The organism is Galbibacter sp., from assembly GCF_035306585.1.
GTDB lineage: Bacteria > Bacteroidota > Bacteroidia > Flavobacteriales > Flavobacteriaceae > Galbibacter.
Window position 1 is genome coordinate 18025 of sequence record NZ_DATGNU010000060.1, and the last position, 17093, is coordinate 35117.

Below are 17093 nucleotides of genomic sequence, written 5' to 3' on the forward strand. Positions count from 1 at the left end.
ATTAAAAAAAGGGCTGATAATTATAGGAAGTATTCCTTATTTTTGGAGAGTTTCGATTGGAATCAAACTAAGTACTCTATATGACTTTATATACCGTAGAAACAGGGAATTTCAAATTGGATGGTGGTGCAATGTTTGGCGTAGTTCCTAAATCCTTATGGAATAGAACAAATCCTGCCGATACAAATAATATGATTGATATCGCAGCTAGGTCTCTTCTTATTGAAGAGGGCGATAGACTCATCCTAATAGATACGGGACTCGGAAATAAACAATCCGATAAATTCTTTAGTCATTACCATCTCTGGGGACCTCATCATTTGGATGGTTCTTTGGAAAAACTCGGTTTTCATCGCGATGATATCACTGATGTATTTATGACACATTTGCACTTTGACCACTGTGGAGGAAGTGTTCAGATAAACAAAAAAGGGTTGTACGAACCTGCTTTTAAAAACGCCACCTTTTGGACCAATCAAGATCACTGGAAGTGGGCAACCAATCCCAATGCAAGAGAGAAAGCTTCTTTCTTAAAAGAAAATATTCTTCCTTTAGAACAAAGTGGTCAATTAAAATTTATTGACACACAAGGTTCAGACTATATACAAAACACGCCCGTTGGTTTTGATATACTTTTAGTAGACGGGCATACAGACAAACAAATGATTCCACACATTACGTATAAGGGCAAAACCTTAGTTTTTGCTGCGGATTTACTTCCTACTTTAGGTCACATCCCTTTACCTTATGTGATGGGTTACGATACCAGACCATTGCTTACATTAAAGGAAAAAGAAACGTTTTTAAACACCGCCGTAGTGAATAATTTTTATGTTATGTTTGAGCATGATGCTCATCATGAAATTTGTACACTTCAACAAACTGAAAAAGGAGTAAGACTTCATAAAACCTTTACATTTAGTGAATTATTTAATTAAATTTTAAACGATGAATATTAAAAAATCCTTTGCTCTAGGGGCAATAACTACGACGCTTTTGGTGGGGTGCGGATCTCCTGCTATTTTACTTTCGCCAGAGACCAATACGCTGGCAACCACCCAAAAAACGACCGAATTAAGTGATGCTCAATTAAAGCATTGGGGGCATAGTGATCTGGTCACAGATACCATTCCAGGAATGAGTGTCGAAAAAGCATACGATGCTATTTTTAATACCATCAAAGATCTTACACCTACTACTGTAATTGTCGGTGTTTTAGATTCAGGAGTCGATATTGAACACGAAGATTTAAAAAATGTTATCTGGGTCAATGAGGATGAAATTCCAGGGAACAATATTGATGATGACAATAACGGATTTGTAGACGATATACACGGATGGAACTTTTTAGGAGAAGCCAATCACGAACAATTAGAGTACGTGAGAATTGTAAGTAAAGGAGATGATGGATCTGATCTGTACAAACGTGCTAAAGAAGAGTACGAAAAAGAATACGACAAAACCTTACAAAACAAAACACGTTACGAACAAATACTGCAAAACGTGACGCAGGCAGATGAATTGCTTCAAAAAACATTAGGAAAAAAGGTGTATACTCAAAAGGATCTTGAGGAACTTGAATCAGAAGATGAAAAAGTACTTCAAGCTAAAGCTGCTATGAGTCAAATGCTTTCTTTCGAAGAGTCAGTGGAAGCTTTAAAAGAAGAACTCAATGGCGGAATTGAGTATTTCTCTAACCGTTTAAATTACCATCTTAACAAAGATTACGACGGAAGATCCATCGTAGGTGATGATCCTGAAAACATCGAAGATACTGACTATGGTAATAACGATGTAATGGGTAATAGAGAACATTCTAAACACGGAACACACGTTGCTGGGATTATTGCAGCAGAGCGAAACAATGGTATTGGAATGAACGGCGTTGCAGAGCATGTAAAAATCATGTCTGTTCGTACTGTTCCAGATGGTGATGAGTACGATAAAGATGTTGCCTTGGCGATCCGTTATGCCGTGGACAACGGAGCTAAAGTAATCAACGGTAGTTTTGGAAAATACTTCTCTCCAAACAAAGAATGGGTATGGGAGGCTATTAAATATGCAGCTTCTAAAGATGTTCTAATTGTAAAAGCAGCTGGTAATGAAGGATTGGATTTGGATGAAAATAATGTCTATCCAAATGACAACGAAAATAACAGTGAAGAGATCGCTGATAACTTCCTAACTGTTGGGGCACTTAATCCTAAATATGGAACGGAACTTATCGCTTCCTTCTCAAACTACGGTAAGGACAACGTCGATGTATTCGCCCCTGGTGTTAAAATCTATTCCACCACACCAAGTAATGAGTATGAATACTTGCAAGGAACTTCTATGGCAGCACCAGAAGTTGCCGGTGTTGCAGCTTTAATTCGCTCATACTTTCCAAAACTAAAAGCAGCACAAGTAAAGCAGATTATCATGCAATCTGGTCTTACGGCAAACATTAATGTGAGTTTAGGAGGAAATCCTAACTACACCAAACCATTTGGAGAAGTTTCTAAATCAGGAAAAATGGTAAACCTGTATAACGCCATGATCCTAGCAGACCAGGTAGCCAATGGTAAAGTAAAATTATAATAAAATAAGCGTCCCTTTAACATCGCATTTTAGGGACGTTTTTCTAAACTTCTAAATCATATGAGACGAGTAATTTTAACTGTAGTCGCACTAACGACAACGCTTTATGCGCAGGCAAAATCTCCTGTTGATCCACCTTATAAACAGGTGGCAACTTCCACCAATGCTTCCTATTGGCAACAACGTGCCGATTATAAAATGGACATTGCTATGGATGTTGAAAAATTTCAATTTACTGGTACACAGCAAATCAAATACACCAACAATTCTCCCAATTCTTTGGATCGGGTTTTTTATCATTTATATTTTAACGCCTTTCAACCTGGCAGTGAAATGGATATGCGTTTACAAACCATTCCAGATCCAGATAGACGAATGGTAAACAATTTAGGAACTAAAGAGAACCCAAAATACCAAAGCAGAATTGCTGAATTAAGTGACAATGAGATTGGATATTTAAAGGTTTCATCCCTTACTAAAAATGGAAAAAACCTGCAGTATTCAGAGGAAGGTACAACGCTGGTAGTACCCCTTGATACCCCTATAAAACCTGGAGAAACAGTCACTTTTGATATGGAGTTCTCTGGTCAAGTTCCAGTTCAAATTAGACGCTCTGGTAGGAATAATAAGGATGGTGTAGCGCTTTCTATGACACAGTGGTATCCTAAAATGGCTGAATATGATTTTGAAGGATGGCATGCAGACCCTTACATCGCAAGAGAATTTCACGGTGTTTGGGGAGATTATGATGTAAGTATAACTATCGATAAAGATTATATCCTCGGTGGAACTGGAGTTCTACAAAACGCCAATGAAATTGGATACGGTTACCAAGATGAAGGGGTAAAAATAAAACGACATAGAGGGAAGACCTTGACGTGGAATTTTAAAGCCCATAATGTACATGATTTCGCTTGGGCTGCAGATCCTGAGTATATTCACGATCGCATGGAGACTCCAGAAGGTGTAACACTCCACTTTCTATATAAAGGCAATGACAAGGTAGTTGAAAACTGGAAAAAGCTGCAAGAACCAACTGCACAATTACTTACCTTCTTTTCTAAAAACATAGGACCTTACCCATGGGAACAGTATTCCGTAATTCAAGGTGGCGACGGGGGAATGGAATATGCTATGTGCACGCTCATTACTGGAGGTGAAAACTATGGTAGTCTTTTTGGTACTACGGCGCATGAATTAGCTCATGCTTGGTTCCAACAACTTTTAGCCACAAATGAATCAGCTCATCCATGGATGGACGAAGGATTTACCACCTTTATTTCCACCTTGGCGGAGAATCAAATAAGCGGTGATAACGAACCAAATCCTTTTAAAAATTCATATAGAAGCTATCAATATATCGTAGAATCTGGGAAAGAGCAACCGTTGAGTACTCATGCGGATCGATATGCATATAATGCAGCTTATTCAGTGGCTGCCTATAGTAAGGGTAGTATCTTCCTTTCACAATTAGGCTATGTGATTGGACAGGAAAAACTCATGGAAACGCTCCGTAAATATTATGATGAATTTAAATATACCCACCCAACACCTAATGACTTTATAAGGGTTGCAGAGAAGGTGTCAGGTACCAACCTAAATTGGTATTTGACCGACTGGACTAAAACCACCAATACAATTGACTACGCCATTGAGGAAGTTACAACTAAGGATCAAAATACCACTGTTAAACTTAAACGTATTGGTTTAATGCCAATGCCAATAGATGTAATGGTATTCTACCAAGACGGTACTATGGAGTATTTTTATATTCCACTTCAGATGATGTATGGGGAAAAAAGTAATCCTTTCCAGGTGAAACGCAACGTACTTCAAGACTGGGTTTGGGGTAATCCAGATTATAGTTTTGAAATTGAAAAACCAAAAAGTAGTATAAAGGCTGTTGTCATCGATCCATCCAATTTAATGGCTGATGTGGACCGTTCAAACAACACAGTTCAATTCGATTAATAACACAGCGCGTTACTTTAAGCCAAAATTAGAAGCCTCCTAAGGGAGGTTTTCTTATTTTTACTCATCAAATCAAACCAATGGATCAATCCTTAGGCAAGGAGCAGCGGCTCAAAAACAAAATTCTAATTGGAAAGTTATTTTCCCAAGGGTCTTCTGTGTCTAAATATCCACTGCGGTTAGTGTATCTTAAGACGGAGCATGTTCCAAATACAGCCATAAAAGTAGCGGTTTCCGTATCAAAAAGATCCTTTAAAAAAGCGGTGGATAGAAATCGTATCAAAAGGCTTATTCGGGAGGTTTACCGCCAAAATAAAATTTTATTTTCTGAAGAAGGTACAAGTGATTGTTATGCTTTTATATTTTTATATACTGGAAATAAAATGCCTATTTTTGATGAACTTCAAAATACTTTGGTGAAGCTTTCAGAGAAGTTTAAGCAGCAATTAAATTCTTAAGTTAGCCCTAAAAATCAATTCAAGATGAAAAAGAAAATACTTATACCCATTGTTACATTAGCAATCCTAGTTGTATCAAGTAGTTTTAAAAATGATTTTTTTGAAATCGCGAAGCAACTCGAGATCTTCACCACCATGTTCAAGGAACTCAACATGAACTATGTCGATGAAACAAATCCAGCTGAGCTTATGGATACGGCTATTAAGAGTATGTTGGAAGAATTGGATCCGTACACTCAATTTATGAATGAACAGGACGTAGAGGGCTTTAAAATCAATACGGCAGGGGAGTACTCAGGAATTGGTGCTGTGGTAAGGAATTTCGAAGGGAAACTTTTAGTGATTGAACCATATAAGGGATATCCAGCGGATAAAGCTGGTTTAAAGGCTGGAGACGAAATCGTCCGCATTGGGGATACAGATGTCAGTAAACTTAAAGAAGAGGCCACAGAGCTTTTAAAAGGTTCAAATAAAAGCGATGTGACCATCCAATACAAACGTCAGGGTGTATTAAAAACTACTACGGTTACCAGAGCAGAAATTGAAATTGATGCGGTACCTTATTTCAATATGATCGATCAGCAAACCGGTTATATTGTACTATCTAAATTTAACAGTAAAGCGGCGAGCCAGACCAAAGACGCACTGGAAGAGTTAAAATCAAAGGGAGCACAAAAAATTATTTTGGATTTACGAAATAATCCGGGAGGACTGCTAACAGAAGCCATTGAAGTATGTAATTTATTTGTGCCTAAAAATGAATTAATAGTCAGTACCAAATCCAAAGTAAAAAAATTCAACAAGCAATACCATACCCGTAAAAAACCAGTTGATACTCAAATCCCATTGGTTGTTTTGATCAATGGAAGAAGTGCCTCCGCCAGTGAAATTGTAAGTGGGGCATTACAGGATTTGGATCGTGCCATTATCGTTGGTGCCAAGAGCTTTGGAAAAGGATTGGTACAACGTCCTATAAAACTGAACTATGGAACCCAATTAAAGGTGACCATCTCAAGATATTATACCCCAAGTGGGCGCTGTATACAATCGACCGATTACTGGAACCGCGATGATCAAGGCAATGCGATAGTCAAAAAGGATTTTAATGAATTTCACACTCGTAACGGACGCAAAGTATATGATGGGGGAGGTATAACCCCTGATATAACCATAGATCACCTAAAAGACAATAGCCTAACAGCAGCACTTGTTGAGAACCAAGTAATTTTCGACTATGCGACCCATTATTACTACAATCATCCTATTAAAAATATTGCCGATTTTAATTTTACAAATTCCGATTACCAACAGTTTAAATCCTTTGTAAAATCGCGTGGTTTTTCCTACCAAACCAACACTGAGAAAGCCTTAAAAAAAATAATGCAAAGTGATGAAATCGACGAGTATGGTCCTGAAATCAAGGCTGATTACCAAACACTACTTGATGATATGGAGAACAGTAAACTCAGCTCGTTAGATCAATACAAGGCGAGCATTCAAAAAAATATTGAAGATGAGCTCATTGTCCGCTATTTCTATAGGGACGGTCTTTATGATTACTATCTCAAAAATGATCAAGCAATTGCAAAATCAACTGTCTTATTAAATAACCCAATAAAGTACCAACAGGTGTTGAAATAGTTCCAATTATTCAACTAATGTAGTTGTTGCAAAAAATCAAAATATAAGCCTCTAAGGAGAAATTCCACACGCTTATGATCACTGATTTGGTGAATTTCTGTGTTATGATCTGAAACGTAATAACAGAATAAATAATACTGGTATTTAGGAAGGTCCAGTTCTTCTAGGATAAACTTTCTGTAATTAGAATTAAGAAAGGTGACAATCCTATCGCTTTGTTCTGCTATTAGTTCCTCTTTAAGTCTCTTAGTACGACCATTAATCATGTTAAACAAAGGATCCAACGCGATCCTTATGCCGTTATTATCATAAGGAAAAGATCCTATGAATCTTGGTTTGTCCTTATAATATAATTTAGTTGCTGTTTTTAATCGCGCCGCTGCAGGGGTATAAGTGTTCGTTTTATAATCGGTAAATGTACCGTAAGATAATTTACGTTGATGCAGGACAACTTCATCTAGAGCAATCACCCCATGATCCATATAGACTTCAATATAACCTAGTGAAATATCTACTTTACTTACAATCTTATAAAAGTTCTTAAACTCTTTAGAAGCTATAAATAATTCATCTCCTTCATTTGCCATTATCAAATGAGTACCATCAATAAATTGTCCTTCGAGCGAACGACTGATATTGGCAATACCAAAATGCTCAACTACCTTATCATTCTGGTATATAAAAACCTTCAGGTTTGACTCCTGGGCCAGGGCAGATAAATAATATAGCAGTAAGCATCCTGATTGCAGTACAATTTTATTGAGTAAAATCATTTAGTAGATATTAGTCTCCTTGAAGTTAAACAAACAGCAGTATTGGAAATGTTTGTTTAACTTTTATTTATCTCTGTTTTTAGAAAACATTATGAAAAAGATCCTCGATTTTAAAATTTTTAGATGTTGACCTTTGAAATTGAAGTAGCCAGTGGTATTGACAAATCTGTAAAAATAGTAAAATTAGCACTATATATTGGTGCAAGATAATTTATTAAAAAAAATTTTAACTAGTTGATAATTTGATAATTAACAAATATTACTTACCTTATTAGCATGATAAAATCAGAAAAAATAAATAACACTGACTTTCTTAATAGGACGGTTCAATATCTTCAAAATCGCGGATATAATAATATAAAAGCCGATCTAGAAGGATACGAAATTCCTAAATCCTTTACTAAAAAAGGAAGCGATGTGGTTATAACTCCCGATATAGTAGCTGATAAAAATGGAATTAAGCACTTTTTTGAAATCAGTTTAAAATCAGAAAAACCAAATCTTTTAAAATCCAAATGGATGTTCCTAGATGTTTTAAGTAAAATGAAATCTTATAGGTTTAAAATTATCACCACCAGAGGGCATTATAAATTTACCAACTCCATGTTAGCTGATTTAAATATGGATAAAAAAATGATTAAGATTGATCCTTAAGCATCTTGATGTGCGGAATTCCATCTTCCAAATATCCATCTCCAATAGTGAAGAACCCATGTAGATTGTAAAATTGCTCGAGGTGCTGTTGTGCCGAAATTAGAATCGGTTGCTTTTTAAAATAACTATATATAGCTTCAATCGAGGCTTTTAGTATCATATGACCATAACCGTGTTCTCGGTGGCGACCACTCACTAGTACCCTTCCAATGCTCGCTTTTTCAAAATAATCATACGCATTAAAAACACGCGTATAGGCCATAAGTTGCCCATTTTTTTTGCCCAATACATGTAATGCCTTTTGGTCTTTAAAATCTATATCTTGATAGACGCATTCTTGTTCCACGACAAAAACTTCACTTCGAAGAGCCAAAAGTTCATATAATTCCTCTTTTGTCAACTGCTCAAAAGTCTTTATCTGAATATCCATATTTTTCTTAATTACCTAGTCTTGTACAATGGTATCCTTAGGATCAATTTTATTATACTCTGGTTGAATAGTTATATGGTTAATCCCAAATTTTTCGTGAAGAACCTCCTCAATACACTCTAATATAATATTAAAGGATTCCAGGTCAATATTTTCTCTAAAATCTAAATGTGCCTCTAAATGAAGTTCATCATCATTTAAATACCACACATGAATATGATGTAATTTACCAACTTTTGGTAATTTATGAACCTCTCGAACAATTTCCTTAATATCGATATGTTCTGGTGTAAAAAGCATGAGCATTTTAGTGGATGATCTCAGCAAATTCCAACCAACGAAAATTAGATATACTGCAATTAGAAATGTAAGTACGCTATCGATCCAGAACCAATCAAAAAATTTCATAAGAAACCCTCCCAAAAGGACGGCTACACTAGCCAGCATATCCGTAAATAAATGTAGGTATGCTGATTTCATATTTAGATTTCTCTTGGCATCCTTTTTTAAAAGCAAAACGCTAAATCCATTGGCTAATATGCCAATTACCGACAGCCATATCACTAGATTGGAATCAATTATTTTCGGATCGGAAAAGCGTTGTAAAGCTTCAATAATCAGAAATATAGCTATTACCACTAAGGTAATTGCATTGATAAAAGCAGCAATAATTTCAGCTCGCTTATAGCCAAAGGTCATGTGGTGCGAGGCTTTTTTACCTGTTAAGTAATGGGCAACATAACTAATGACTAAAGAAATAACATCCGTAAAATTGTGAAGTGCATCGGATAATAAAGACAAACTACCTGATATAAGACCACCAATAATTTGAGCGGTAGTTATCAGAACATTTAAAATAATTGAAAGTATTAAATTCTTTCCAGTAACAATAGTAGTTTTGCCTCTAGTCATTATAAGAATTTAACATTGCAATGGGATCTTTCCAATACGATTGGCATGACGACCCGCTAAAAATGCTGTTTCTAAATACACTTGTACCATTTCAATAACCTGAGCGACGGCAGTAAACCTCGCTGGAATACATAATATATTGGCATTATTATGTTCCCTTATTAATTGTACTATTTCCTTATTCCAGCACAACCCTGCTCGTACATTTTGGTACTTATTAGCAGTCATTGCAACCCCATTTCCAGATCCACATATTAAGATCCCAAGATCCACTTGCTTATCGTTCACCTTCGAGGCAACAGGGTGAACAAAATCTGGGTAATCTACACTATCCAAACTATCAGTTCCAAAATTTAAAACTTCGATTCCTTTAGATTCAAGATACGCTACAACAGCCATTTTATACTCGGTACCAGCGTGGTCATTTCCAATTGCTATTTTCATAATTTTAATGTAATTGATCTTTCACAAAGTTAACAAATACCATGCTTTTAACTTTATGAACACCCATGTTAATTTAATTTTACAATAATTTGATAATCAACTTATTAAAATACACATGGAATTGTTGATATGTATTTATCTAAATCTATTAAGTTTATTTGGTTAATTCAATTAAAAATACTGATGGTAAATATTTGCTAATAATACAAGTACATTCTTTGCTTTTTAATCTACATTTCATCAACGACTTTTAAGAGGTTATTAACAATGAAATTTAAAAACACTTATTAAAAAAAATCAGTGAATTTAGTTGTTAACAACTGTTCAAAAACTTTCATTTTTTATTCAATTTCAAGCCATTAAATAGCACTTGAATTGTTAATAGCTGTGCATAAGTATCCATAAGTGATATATCCAAATAAAAAGCCAAAAAGTTACGCTACAAATTAACAAACAATCATAAGCATCATTTTTATTTTAAAAATTCTAAAGAAAAAAATAGATATGTTTATAATAGTTAATAAGTGAATAACTCTTCTTGCTTTTAAAAAATAAAATGATGGATGTAAAAATTTGCTTCCACTAGTGTATTAAACGATTTTTAGATGATTGTTAGGATCTTCGAGGTTTTTTAAAATTTCCTTTACATAGCCTACGTAATGGTTGTGGACAAAAAGTTTTATTCCCCCAAGAGCATTCGAATAAAATGGAGAGATACCGACCATAGTTTCATTTTCAAGGTAAAACGGGATATCTTGATCATCAAGTACGTTCTTTAGCACAAAACATTCGTGTGGGTAGGTAAAGGTGGCTACAAGTTTGAAATTTTTCATGGAATTTTCATTTATGCCTTCTAGTTAAATTTAAGGATTTTTTTATTTAAAATTGCGTTAACATTTCATAGTAAACCTATTTTGTTGTTTTAGTTTCTTACTTTTAACGAATTATATATAGAAGTTCCTTTGAAAGGATCATTTGAATTTAACTTCAACTGGACGTGTTGGCCTACCGTACCTGTTAGTTTTACTAAATGATTGTAAATTTAAATTACTTAAAATCAAATTTTTATCTACGATTTTATTTTCTATTGGACCCAAGTGTTGCTTTTATTTACTAAAAATCTTACTGTTCCACAAAAAATGAATTCGGTATAAACTAATTATTTGTACCTTAAAGAATCAAAAATATTATATGTCAAAAAGAAAAAAACGAGCTTATAAACAATTTAAAAACGAGCTCACTAAAGGAATATTTACAGTCTTGGAAAACGACCGAGACAAAAGTTTTAATTACAAACAAATCGCCTCAAAATTAGGTTTAAAGGATACAAAAGGTAGAAACGAGCTTATAAAGAAACTCGGTAAGCTTAAAAAAGAAAAGCGAATTTTAGAAATTGAACCTGGTAAATTTAAAGCCCTAGTAAAACGAAATTATTACAAAGGTATTTTAGATTTAACTTCTTCAGGAAATGGTTATGTAATAACTGAGGAATTGGAAGATGATGTTTATATTCCAAGTCATGCTATTAACAGAGCTTTTGATGGGGATGAAGTTGAGATCTATATTTTTCCAAGACGTAAACATGGCAAGAATCCTGAGGGAGAGATCACTAAAATACTAGAACGTAAGAAAAATACTTTTGTAGGTTTATTAGATTTGGAGGAAAAATTTGGATTTCTTAGACCCTCGGATACTAAGATTTATACTGATTTTTATATTCCAATAGAGCATATCGGTACTGCAAAAGATGGTGAACTGGTAATCGTGGAGCTGGTAGAATGGCCCCAGAAGGCGGATTCTCCTGTTGGTAAGGTAATTGAAGTATTAGGTATTCCCGGTGAACATGAAACAGAAATGCACGCCATTTTAGCAGAGTATGGATTACCATATGACTTTCCATTAGAGGTGACTCATTATACCAATACACTCAATACTTCGATCACAGAAGATGAAATTAGTAAACGACGTGATATGCGCAAAGTTCTTACCTTCACCATTGATCCGAAAGATGCAAAAGATTTTGATGATGCTTTATCTTTTGAACCTCTCGAAGATGGAAATTTTGAAGTAGGAGTTCATATTGCTGATGTATCTTTTTACATCGACCCTGATTCGGTGTTAGAAGAAGAAGCCTATAGTAGAGCAACCTCTGTATATTTAGTGGATAGGGTCGTACCGATGCTTCCCGAGATTCTTTCAAACAATGCTTGTTCCCTAAGGCCTCATGAAGAAAAATATACTTTTTCTGCTGTATTTAAAATGAATCCTCAGGGTCAGATCCTTGATAAGTGGTTCGGTAGAACCGTAACTTATTCCGATGCAAGATTTTCCTATGAAGAGGCACAGTCGATTATTGAAACCCAATCCAATACTATTCCACAACGAGTTTCTTTAACTGGGGAGCAATACCAGGTGGATACGCGTATTTCAGAGGCTATTATAACATTAAATGATGTAGCTAAAATTATGCGTAAACGACGTATGGATGCTGGTGCAATTTCCTTCGATAAGGTGGAGGTGAAGTTTGATTTAAATGACAATAATGAGCCGATTGGTGTTTATTTCAAAACTTCTAAAGAGGCCAATAAACTCATCGAAGAATTCATGTTACTTGCCAATCGCAAAGTCGCTGAATTTATTGGAAAACAAAAGAAAACTTTTGTCTATCGTATACATGATGATCCAGATGAAGAGAAATTAATGCAATTACAAGGCGTTATATCAAAGTTTGGATATAGTATTGATATGAAGAACAAAAAAAGCCTCACGAGCTCTTTAAATAACTTACTGGAAGATGTGCAAGGAAAGAAAGAGCAGAACTTAGTGGATACCTTGACTATTCGAACGATGAGTAAGGCTATGTATACAACGCAAAATATAGGCCATTATGGATTAGGTTTTGATTTCTACACACATTTTACCTCACCGATTCGTCGTTATCCAGATGTAATGGTGCATCGTTTACTACAACATTATCTCGATGGTGGTTCCGCTGTGGATGCGGAAATCATCGAACGTAAATGCAAACATGCTAGTGATATGGAAATTTTAGCCACAAATGCTGAAAGGGATTCCATTAAGTATATGCAGATAAAATACATGGAAGAACGATTTGACGAAGAGTTTTTAGGGGTCATTTCTGGAGTTACGGAGTGGGGCATCTATGTTGAAATTATAGAAAACAAGTGTGAAGGTATGGTAAGGATCTCTGATTTAAAAGACGACTATTATGAATTCGATCCTAATAGTTTTTCGATGGTCGGTGATACTACAGGGAAAACCTACCAATTAGGGGATGAGGTTTTTGTAAAGATGAAAAGCTTTGACCTACAAAAAAGACATCTCGATTTTGTGATTACTGGAAAGAAGCTTACAAATTAACATTTTTTGGGTTTTAGAATTCCTATAAATTTAAATTCTAAGTTACCTTTAGTTTTTTAATTTAAAATTATAATATGAAAAAGTATTTCTTAATAGTGATGTTATTGTGTGGTGTATCCTCACTAGTTGGTCAGGATAATTTAACAAAAGATCTGGGAGAGTTCCACGAGATAAAAGTATATGATGGCCTTTCAGTTACCATAATAAAAGGAACTAAAAATCAAGCTATTATATCGGGTAAAAATGCCGCTGATGTAGTGCTTGTAAATAAAAGTGGAAAGTTAAAGATTAGAATGAGTATTAATGAAGTTTTCAATGGTCATACTACTTATGTAACCTTATATGCCAAAGGTATGATAGATGCCATTGATGCTAATGAAAATTCTTTTGTAACTAGTCAGGATACTTGGTCACAAGTTGATCTCGATCTTCGTGTTCAAGAAAAAGCAGAGATGGCATTGAATCTTGATATTCAACGTTTGGAAGCAAAAGCTACCTCTGGTGGAATTTTAACCCTTAAAGGAAAAGCAGCGAATCAAGATATTGATGTAAATACCGGAGGAAAGTATCAAGCCAAGGAGTTGGAATCCTCTCAAGCAAAAGTTATGGTAAAGGCTGGAGGGGTTGCTGATATTTCGGCAAAGGATTATGCAGATGTTAAGGTTAGAGTAGGGGGTACCATTAATATTTATGGTAATCCTACCGTTTTAGAGAAGCAAACCTTTATTGGTGGTACCATCAATGAGATGTAAAAGGCAATTTTAAGGAATCATCCTGACTTTGGTGGATTGGTGTGGTTTTCTTTTTGATTTCTCTAAGAATAGAATCATTCGCATTGTGTACCTTTGCTGTGTTATTTTTTTAGAATAGAGCATACCTTAAACGCTAAGTTGATCTATAGTTAAATGATTCAAGATATTTTTACGGCTATACCACTTGGAATATTATTGTCCTTTACCATTGGACCTGTTTTTTTTGTATTACTACAAACTGGTGCGGTAAAGGGATTTAGGGCCGCCCTTGCTTTTGATTTAGGTGTGGTCTTAGGGGATATCTTGTTTATTCTTATAGCTTACTATAGTACCAATAGAATATTACACAAAATTAAGGACGAACCTTCCTTGTTTATTTTAGGTGGGATTGTCCTTATTGTTTATGGATATGTTTCTTTTCGCAAATGCAGAACGGATTTCAAAAGGGATATTAGAAATGCTATTAACCAAGTAACGGTCAAACGTAATTATATTCGATTGTTTATCAATGGCTTTTTACTAAATTTTATTAATGTTGGTGTTTTGGGATTTTGGCTTGGTATCATTTTTATTTTTGGTCCTAAACTAGAGATGGAAGATCAACGTATCTTCATATTTCTATCTACTATTCTTGCTACCTATTTAATTATTGATTGTTTTAAGATTCTACTTGCAAAACAACTTCGTACAAAACTTACCCCGCGTAGGATTTTTAAAATCAAACGAATCATTAGTTTAGTGATAATTTTCTTTGGTTTTATACTAATGTTACAAGGTTTTTTCCCTGGGGAAAAAGAAAAAATAAAACACGTTATTGAAAATATTAGAGAGCAAAAACCGAAATAATCGTGCTCTTAAGAAGTATAATATTGTGGGTCATACTGGACTCGAACCAGTGACTTCCACCCTGTCAAGGTGACACTCTAAACCAACTGAGTTAATGACCCTTTACCATTTTGATCACATTCGTTTGACGGATGTATCGTTATTGGGTGCAAATGTAGTAATCTATTTTATTTATTTATTAGTTGTGACATAAAAAAAAGACGTATAATCTTATACGTCTTTTTAAGATTATAGAACTATATTTTATTTATTTTTGTATTGGTCATTTAAAGCTCTAAGTACTTCATCGGTGATATCTTTGCTGCTTTCTCCGTACATCACACTTCCTGCTTCATTTTTACCTAGAATAAAGGTGTAGCCGTTGCTTTTACCATAGTCAACTACAAAATCCTTTACTTTCTTTAATAAAGAATCAATCTCACCTTGGCTATCCATTGCGAGTTGTTGTTCTTCACCTTGAATTTGTTCTTGTATAGTTTGGCTCTTTTGCATTAAGGTTTGATATTTTTCCTGTGCTGCATTTTGCGATAGTTTTTGAGCTTCCTGTTGAAAAGCTTGTGCTTCTTGTTGGAATGTTTGAGTGATACTATCTCTTTTTTTACCAAAAGCCTCAAACTTGGTTTTGTATTTTGCTTCGATATCTATTTTTTCTTGATATTCGTTTAGTAGTTTGGTATTATCTACAAAAGCAATTTTATCTTGTTGACAAGAAATTGTAGCGAAGGCAACGGTTATGATTAAGACTATTTTTTTCATTTTTTTATTTAAATTTTATGTTGGTAACAAAAATAGAAAAGTAACTCGAATATTTGATTTAGAAGGTTAAAATTATTAGTATTATTACAATCTATTAATTATAATTGTTGCATAATTTTTATTTATTAATTTTAGCTTTAAATAATGCGGTTTAAGGCGTTTTATTTTGTTTTCTATAACAGAGAATGGTAGTTATATATTAATTCCTTTAAATCGCTTAAAAATCATTATTTGGTTATTTTTTTTGCTATATAGAGGATGGATGAATGCTCTTTGGTTTTTATGGCTTTCAAATTCGAGCGTAACCCTATGAAAAATGCTTTCATTAAATTCTTTCTTCCATTTTTGTATTGTTCGGATAAGAGGCTCACATAAAATGAATCGAAGGGTAGCGATTGGTATTTCAAAATTTTGAAATTATGTTCTTCCAGTATTTTTTTCATACCTTCTCTACTAAAATGCCAAATGTGACGTGGAACATCATATGCCGCCCAATGCGCTCTGTAATAATGAGCATCAAATGAGTTATAGTTTGGCACCGCAATTAGTAAAATCCCATTATGGTCAAGAAGTTTATTTATTTTATCTAAATATAAGGAGGGTTCATAAACATGTTCAAGAACATGCCAAAGGGTAATGGCATCAAATTTTTCTTCTCTTATGTCCTCCAAATTTTCTACAACAATATTACCTTTTTCTTTTGATAATTTTCTTGCCTGTTCGTTTGGTTCCGTCCCAACGGAACTTATATTATAATGTTTTGCTGCCTTTAAAAAGTCTCCCGTTCCGCTTCCAATATCTAATAATTTTTTAGTATCTGGTTTATTTTTTAATATGGTTTGGTACTTACTTTTTATGGCAAATTTTTTCACCTTTTGATAAATGCTATCAATAAAGTTGTCTTTCGAATCGGTATGGGAAATGTATAATTCACTTTGGTAATAGTGATCAATCCTGGTTTTGTCTGGTACTGGAACTGTCTTTAAAACTCCTTCTATTGAAGTGGTTTCGATTTGAAATTTTTCACCACTTACCAGATGATCTTTACATATTAAATGGACGCATTTTTCTTTCATACTTAAAAGGATGCAAGATACTATTTAAATAAATAATAAGGGTTCCACGTGGAACCCTTTAACTTTTATCTACCCATATGTACGAGCATTACACTTATATCACTTGGTGAAACTCCACTTATTCTTGAAGCTTGTGATAATGTCCTTGGGCGAATCTTCTTTAATTTTTCCTTAGCCTCAAATGATAATGATTTTAGTTGATCATAGTTAAAGTGCGCTGGAATTTTTATTTCCTCTAGACGATTCAGTTTATCAGCATTGTTCTTCTCTTTATCAATATATCCTGCATATTTTACTTGAATTTCGGTTTGTTCTAATACTTCCTGATCTAACTCATTCTCTTGGATATAATCTTCTACACTTTTTATATTTCTTAAATGATCTAATGTAATATTTGGCCTTGCGAATATTTTAAACAT

16 protein-coding genes, 1 tRNA gene and 1 pseudogene are annotated in these 17093 nt (G+C 34.3%); 9 read left to right on the top strand and 9 right to left on the bottom strand.

Features of this window, described 5'->3' with window-relative positions:
- Positions 1-80 precede the first annotated feature (80 nt).
- The 5 genes from VKY50_RS06725 to VKY50_RS06745 all read left to right on the top strand — a co-directional run bounded on the left by VKY50_RS06725 (position 81) and on the right by VKY50_RS06745 (position 6650).
- Complete coding sequence (locus VKY50_RS06725) at positions 81-938, top strand: MBL fold metallo-hydrolase (RefSeq protein ID WP_324300154.1); 858 nt, start codon at positions 81-83, stop codon at positions 936-938.
- A gap of 10 nt (positions 939-948) precedes the next feature.
- Complete coding sequence (locus VKY50_RS06730; protein WP_324300156.1) at positions 949-2580, top strand: S8 family peptidase; 1632 nt, start codon at positions 949-951, stop codon at positions 2578-2580.
- Positions 2581-2640: 60 nt separating this feature from the next.
- Positions 2641-4551 carry a M1 family metallopeptidase gene (locus VKY50_RS06735; protein ID WP_324300158.1) on the top strand — a complete coding sequence of 637 codons (1911 nt, stop codon included), beginning with the start codon at positions 2641-2643 and terminating at the stop codon, positions 4549-4551.
- Between the two features lie 80 nt (positions 4552-4631).
- The gene (gene rnpA, locus VKY50_RS06740; RefSeq protein WP_324300159.1) at positions 4632-5009 is read left to right on the top strand and encodes a ribonuclease P protein component; all 378 of its coding nucleotides are present in this window, start codon (positions 4632-4634) and stop codon (positions 5007-5009) included.
- A gap of 24 nt (positions 5010-5033) precedes the next feature.
- The gene (locus tag VKY50_RS06745; RefSeq protein WP_324300161.1) at positions 5034-6650 is read left to right on the top strand and encodes a S41 family peptidase; all 1617 of its coding nucleotides are present in this window, start codon (positions 5034-5036) and stop codon (positions 6648-6650) included.
- Positions 6651-6664: 14 nt separating this feature from the next.
- On the opposite strand, the gene VKY50_RS06750 is transcribed toward VKY50_RS06745, so the two are convergent.
- Positions 6665-7423 (bottom strand): hypothetical protein, encoded by a 759-nt coding sequence (locus tag VKY50_RS06750; RefSeq protein ID WP_324300163.1) that lies wholly within the window; start codon positions 7421-7423, stop codon positions 6665-6667.
- A 276-nt stretch (positions 7424-7699) separates the two neighbouring features.
- On the opposite strand from VKY50_RS06750, the gene VKY50_RS06755 reads away from it, so the two are divergent.
- The gene (locus tag VKY50_RS06755) at positions 7700-8077 is read left to right on the top strand and encodes a hypothetical protein (protein WP_324300165.1); all 378 of its coding nucleotides are present in this window, start codon (positions 7700-7702) and stop codon (positions 8075-8077) included.
- On the opposite strand, the gene VKY50_RS06760 is transcribed toward VKY50_RS06755, so the two are convergent.
- From VKY50_RS06760 to VKY50_RS06775, 4 genes are all read right to left on the bottom strand, one after another.
- The gene (locus VKY50_RS06760; RefSeq protein ID WP_324300166.1) at positions 8061-8507 is read right to left on the bottom strand and encodes a GNAT family N-acetyltransferase; all 447 of its coding nucleotides are present in this window, start codon (positions 8505-8507) and stop codon (positions 8061-8063) included. The two genes, VKY50_RS06755 and VKY50_RS06760, sit on opposite strands and share 17 nt — an antisense overlap.
- A 15-nt stretch (positions 8508-8522) precedes the next feature.
- The gene (locus VKY50_RS06765) at positions 8523-9419 is read right to left on the bottom strand and encodes a cation diffusion facilitator family transporter (protein WP_324300168.1); all 897 of its coding nucleotides are present in this window, start codon (positions 9417-9419) and stop codon (positions 8523-8525) included.
- 9 nt (positions 9420-9428) lie between these two features.
- A complete protein-coding gene (rpiB, locus tag VKY50_RS06770) occupies positions 9429-9863 on the bottom strand; it encodes a ribose 5-phosphate isomerase B (protein WP_324300170.1) in 435 nt (144 codons plus the stop codon).
- A 590-nt stretch (positions 9864-10453) separates the two neighbouring features.
- Positions 10454-10696 (bottom strand): DUF2007 domain-containing protein, encoded by a 243-nt coding sequence (locus VKY50_RS06775; RefSeq protein ID WP_324300172.1) that lies wholly within the window; start codon positions 10694-10696, stop codon positions 10454-10456.
- Positions 10697-11054: 358 nt separating this feature from the next.
- Here VKY50_RS06775 and rnr point away from each other — a divergent pair, with 358 nt between their 5' ends.
- The 3 genes from rnr to VKY50_RS06790 all read left to right on the top strand — a co-directional run bounded on the left by rnr (position 11055) and on the right by VKY50_RS06790 (position 14842).
- A complete protein-coding gene (gene rnr / locus VKY50_RS06780) occupies positions 11055-13244 on the top strand; it encodes a ribonuclease R (protein WP_324300174.1) in 2190 nt (729 codons plus the stop codon).
- A 74-nt stretch (positions 13245-13318) separates the two neighbouring features.
- The gene (locus VKY50_RS06785) at positions 13319-13996 is read left to right on the top strand and encodes a head GIN domain-containing protein (protein ID WP_324300176.1); all 678 of its coding nucleotides are present in this window, start codon (positions 13319-13321) and stop codon (positions 13994-13996) included.
- 153 nt (positions 13997-14149) lie between these two features.
- Positions 14150-14842 (top strand): LysE family translocator, encoded by a 693-nt coding sequence (locus VKY50_RS06790; protein WP_324300178.1) that lies wholly within the window; start codon positions 14150-14152, stop codon positions 14840-14842.
- Positions 14843-14868: 26 nt separating this feature from the next.
- Here the strand turns inward: VKY50_RS06790 and VKY50_RS06795 are convergent.
- The 4 genes and pseudogenes from VKY50_RS06795 to VKY50_RS06810 all read right to left on the bottom strand — a co-directional run.
- Positions 14869-14943 (bottom strand) — tRNA-Val (locus VKY50_RS06795).
- Between the two features lie 142 nt (positions 14944-15085).
- Entirely contained in the window at positions 15086-15598 is a 513-nt protein-coding gene (locus tag VKY50_RS06800) for an OmpH/Skp family outer membrane protein (protein ID WP_324300181.1), read from the bottom strand.
- A gap of 227 nt (positions 15599-15825) precedes the next feature.
- Positions 15826-16674: a class I SAM-dependent methyltransferase gene (locus VKY50_RS06805; protein ID WP_324300182.1), complete on the bottom strand. Its 849-nt coding sequence runs from the start codon at positions 16672-16674 to the stop codon at positions 15826-15828.
- Positions 16675-16739: 65 nt separating this feature from the next.
- Positions 16740-17093: pseudogene (locus VKY50_RS06810) on the bottom strand (tRNA uridine-5-carboxymethylaminomethyl(34) synthesis enzyme MnmG); the annotation flags it as partial.

Coding starts and splice junctions, on each gene's coding strand:
- VKY50_RS06725 (WP_324300154.1), top strand. CDS start 81: ATGACTTTATATACCGTAGAAACAGGGAATTTCAAATTGGATGGTGGT.
- VKY50_RS06730 (WP_324300156.1), top strand. CDS start 949: ATGAATATTAAAAAATCCTTTGCTCTAGGGGCAATAACTACGACGCTT.
- VKY50_RS06735 (WP_324300158.1), top strand. CDS start 2,641: ATGAGACGAGTAATTTTAACTGTAGTCGCACTAACGACAACGCTTTAT.
- rnpA (WP_324300159.1), top strand. CDS start 4,632: ATGGATCAATCCTTAGGCAAGGAGCAGCGGCTCAAAAACAAAATTCTA.
- VKY50_RS06745 (WP_324300161.1), top strand. CDS start 5,034: ATGAAAAAGAAAATACTTATACCCATTGTTACATTAGCAATCCTAGTT.
- VKY50_RS06750 (WP_324300163.1), bottom strand. CDS start 7,423: ATGATTTTACTCAATAAAATTGTACTGCAATCAGGATGCTTACTGCTA.
- VKY50_RS06755 (WP_324300165.1), top strand. CDS start 7,700: ATGATAAAATCAGAAAAAATAAATAACACTGACTTTCTTAATAGGACG.
- VKY50_RS06760 (WP_324300166.1), bottom strand. CDS start 8,507: ATGGATATTCAGATAAAGACTTTTGAGCAGTTGACAAAAGAGGAATTA.
- VKY50_RS06765 (WP_324300168.1), bottom strand. CDS start 9,419: ATGACTAGAGGCAAAACTACTATTGTTACTGGAAAGAATTTAATACTT.
- rpiB (WP_324300170.1), bottom strand. CDS start 9,863: ATGAAAATAGCAATTGGAAATGACCACGCTGGTACCGAGTATAAAATG.
- VKY50_RS06775 (WP_324300172.1), bottom strand. CDS start 10,696: ATGAAAAATTTCAAACTTGTAGCCACCTTTACCTACCCACACGAATGT.
- rnr (WP_324300174.1), top strand. CDS start 11,055: ATGTCAAAAAGAAAAAAACGAGCTTATAAACAATTTAAAAACGAGCTC.
- VKY50_RS06785 (WP_324300176.1), top strand. CDS start 13,319: ATGAAAAAGTATTTCTTAATAGTGATGTTATTGTGTGGTGTATCCTCA.
- VKY50_RS06790 (WP_324300178.1), top strand. CDS start 14,150: ATGATTCAAGATATTTTTACGGCTATACCACTTGGAATATTATTGTCC.
- VKY50_RS06800 (WP_324300181.1), bottom strand. CDS start 15,598: ATGAAAAAAATAGTCTTAATCATAACCGTTGCCTTCGCTACAATTTCT.
- VKY50_RS06805 (WP_324300182.1), bottom strand. CDS start 16,674: ATGAAAGAAAAATGCGTCCATTTAATATGTAAAGATCATCTGGTAAGT.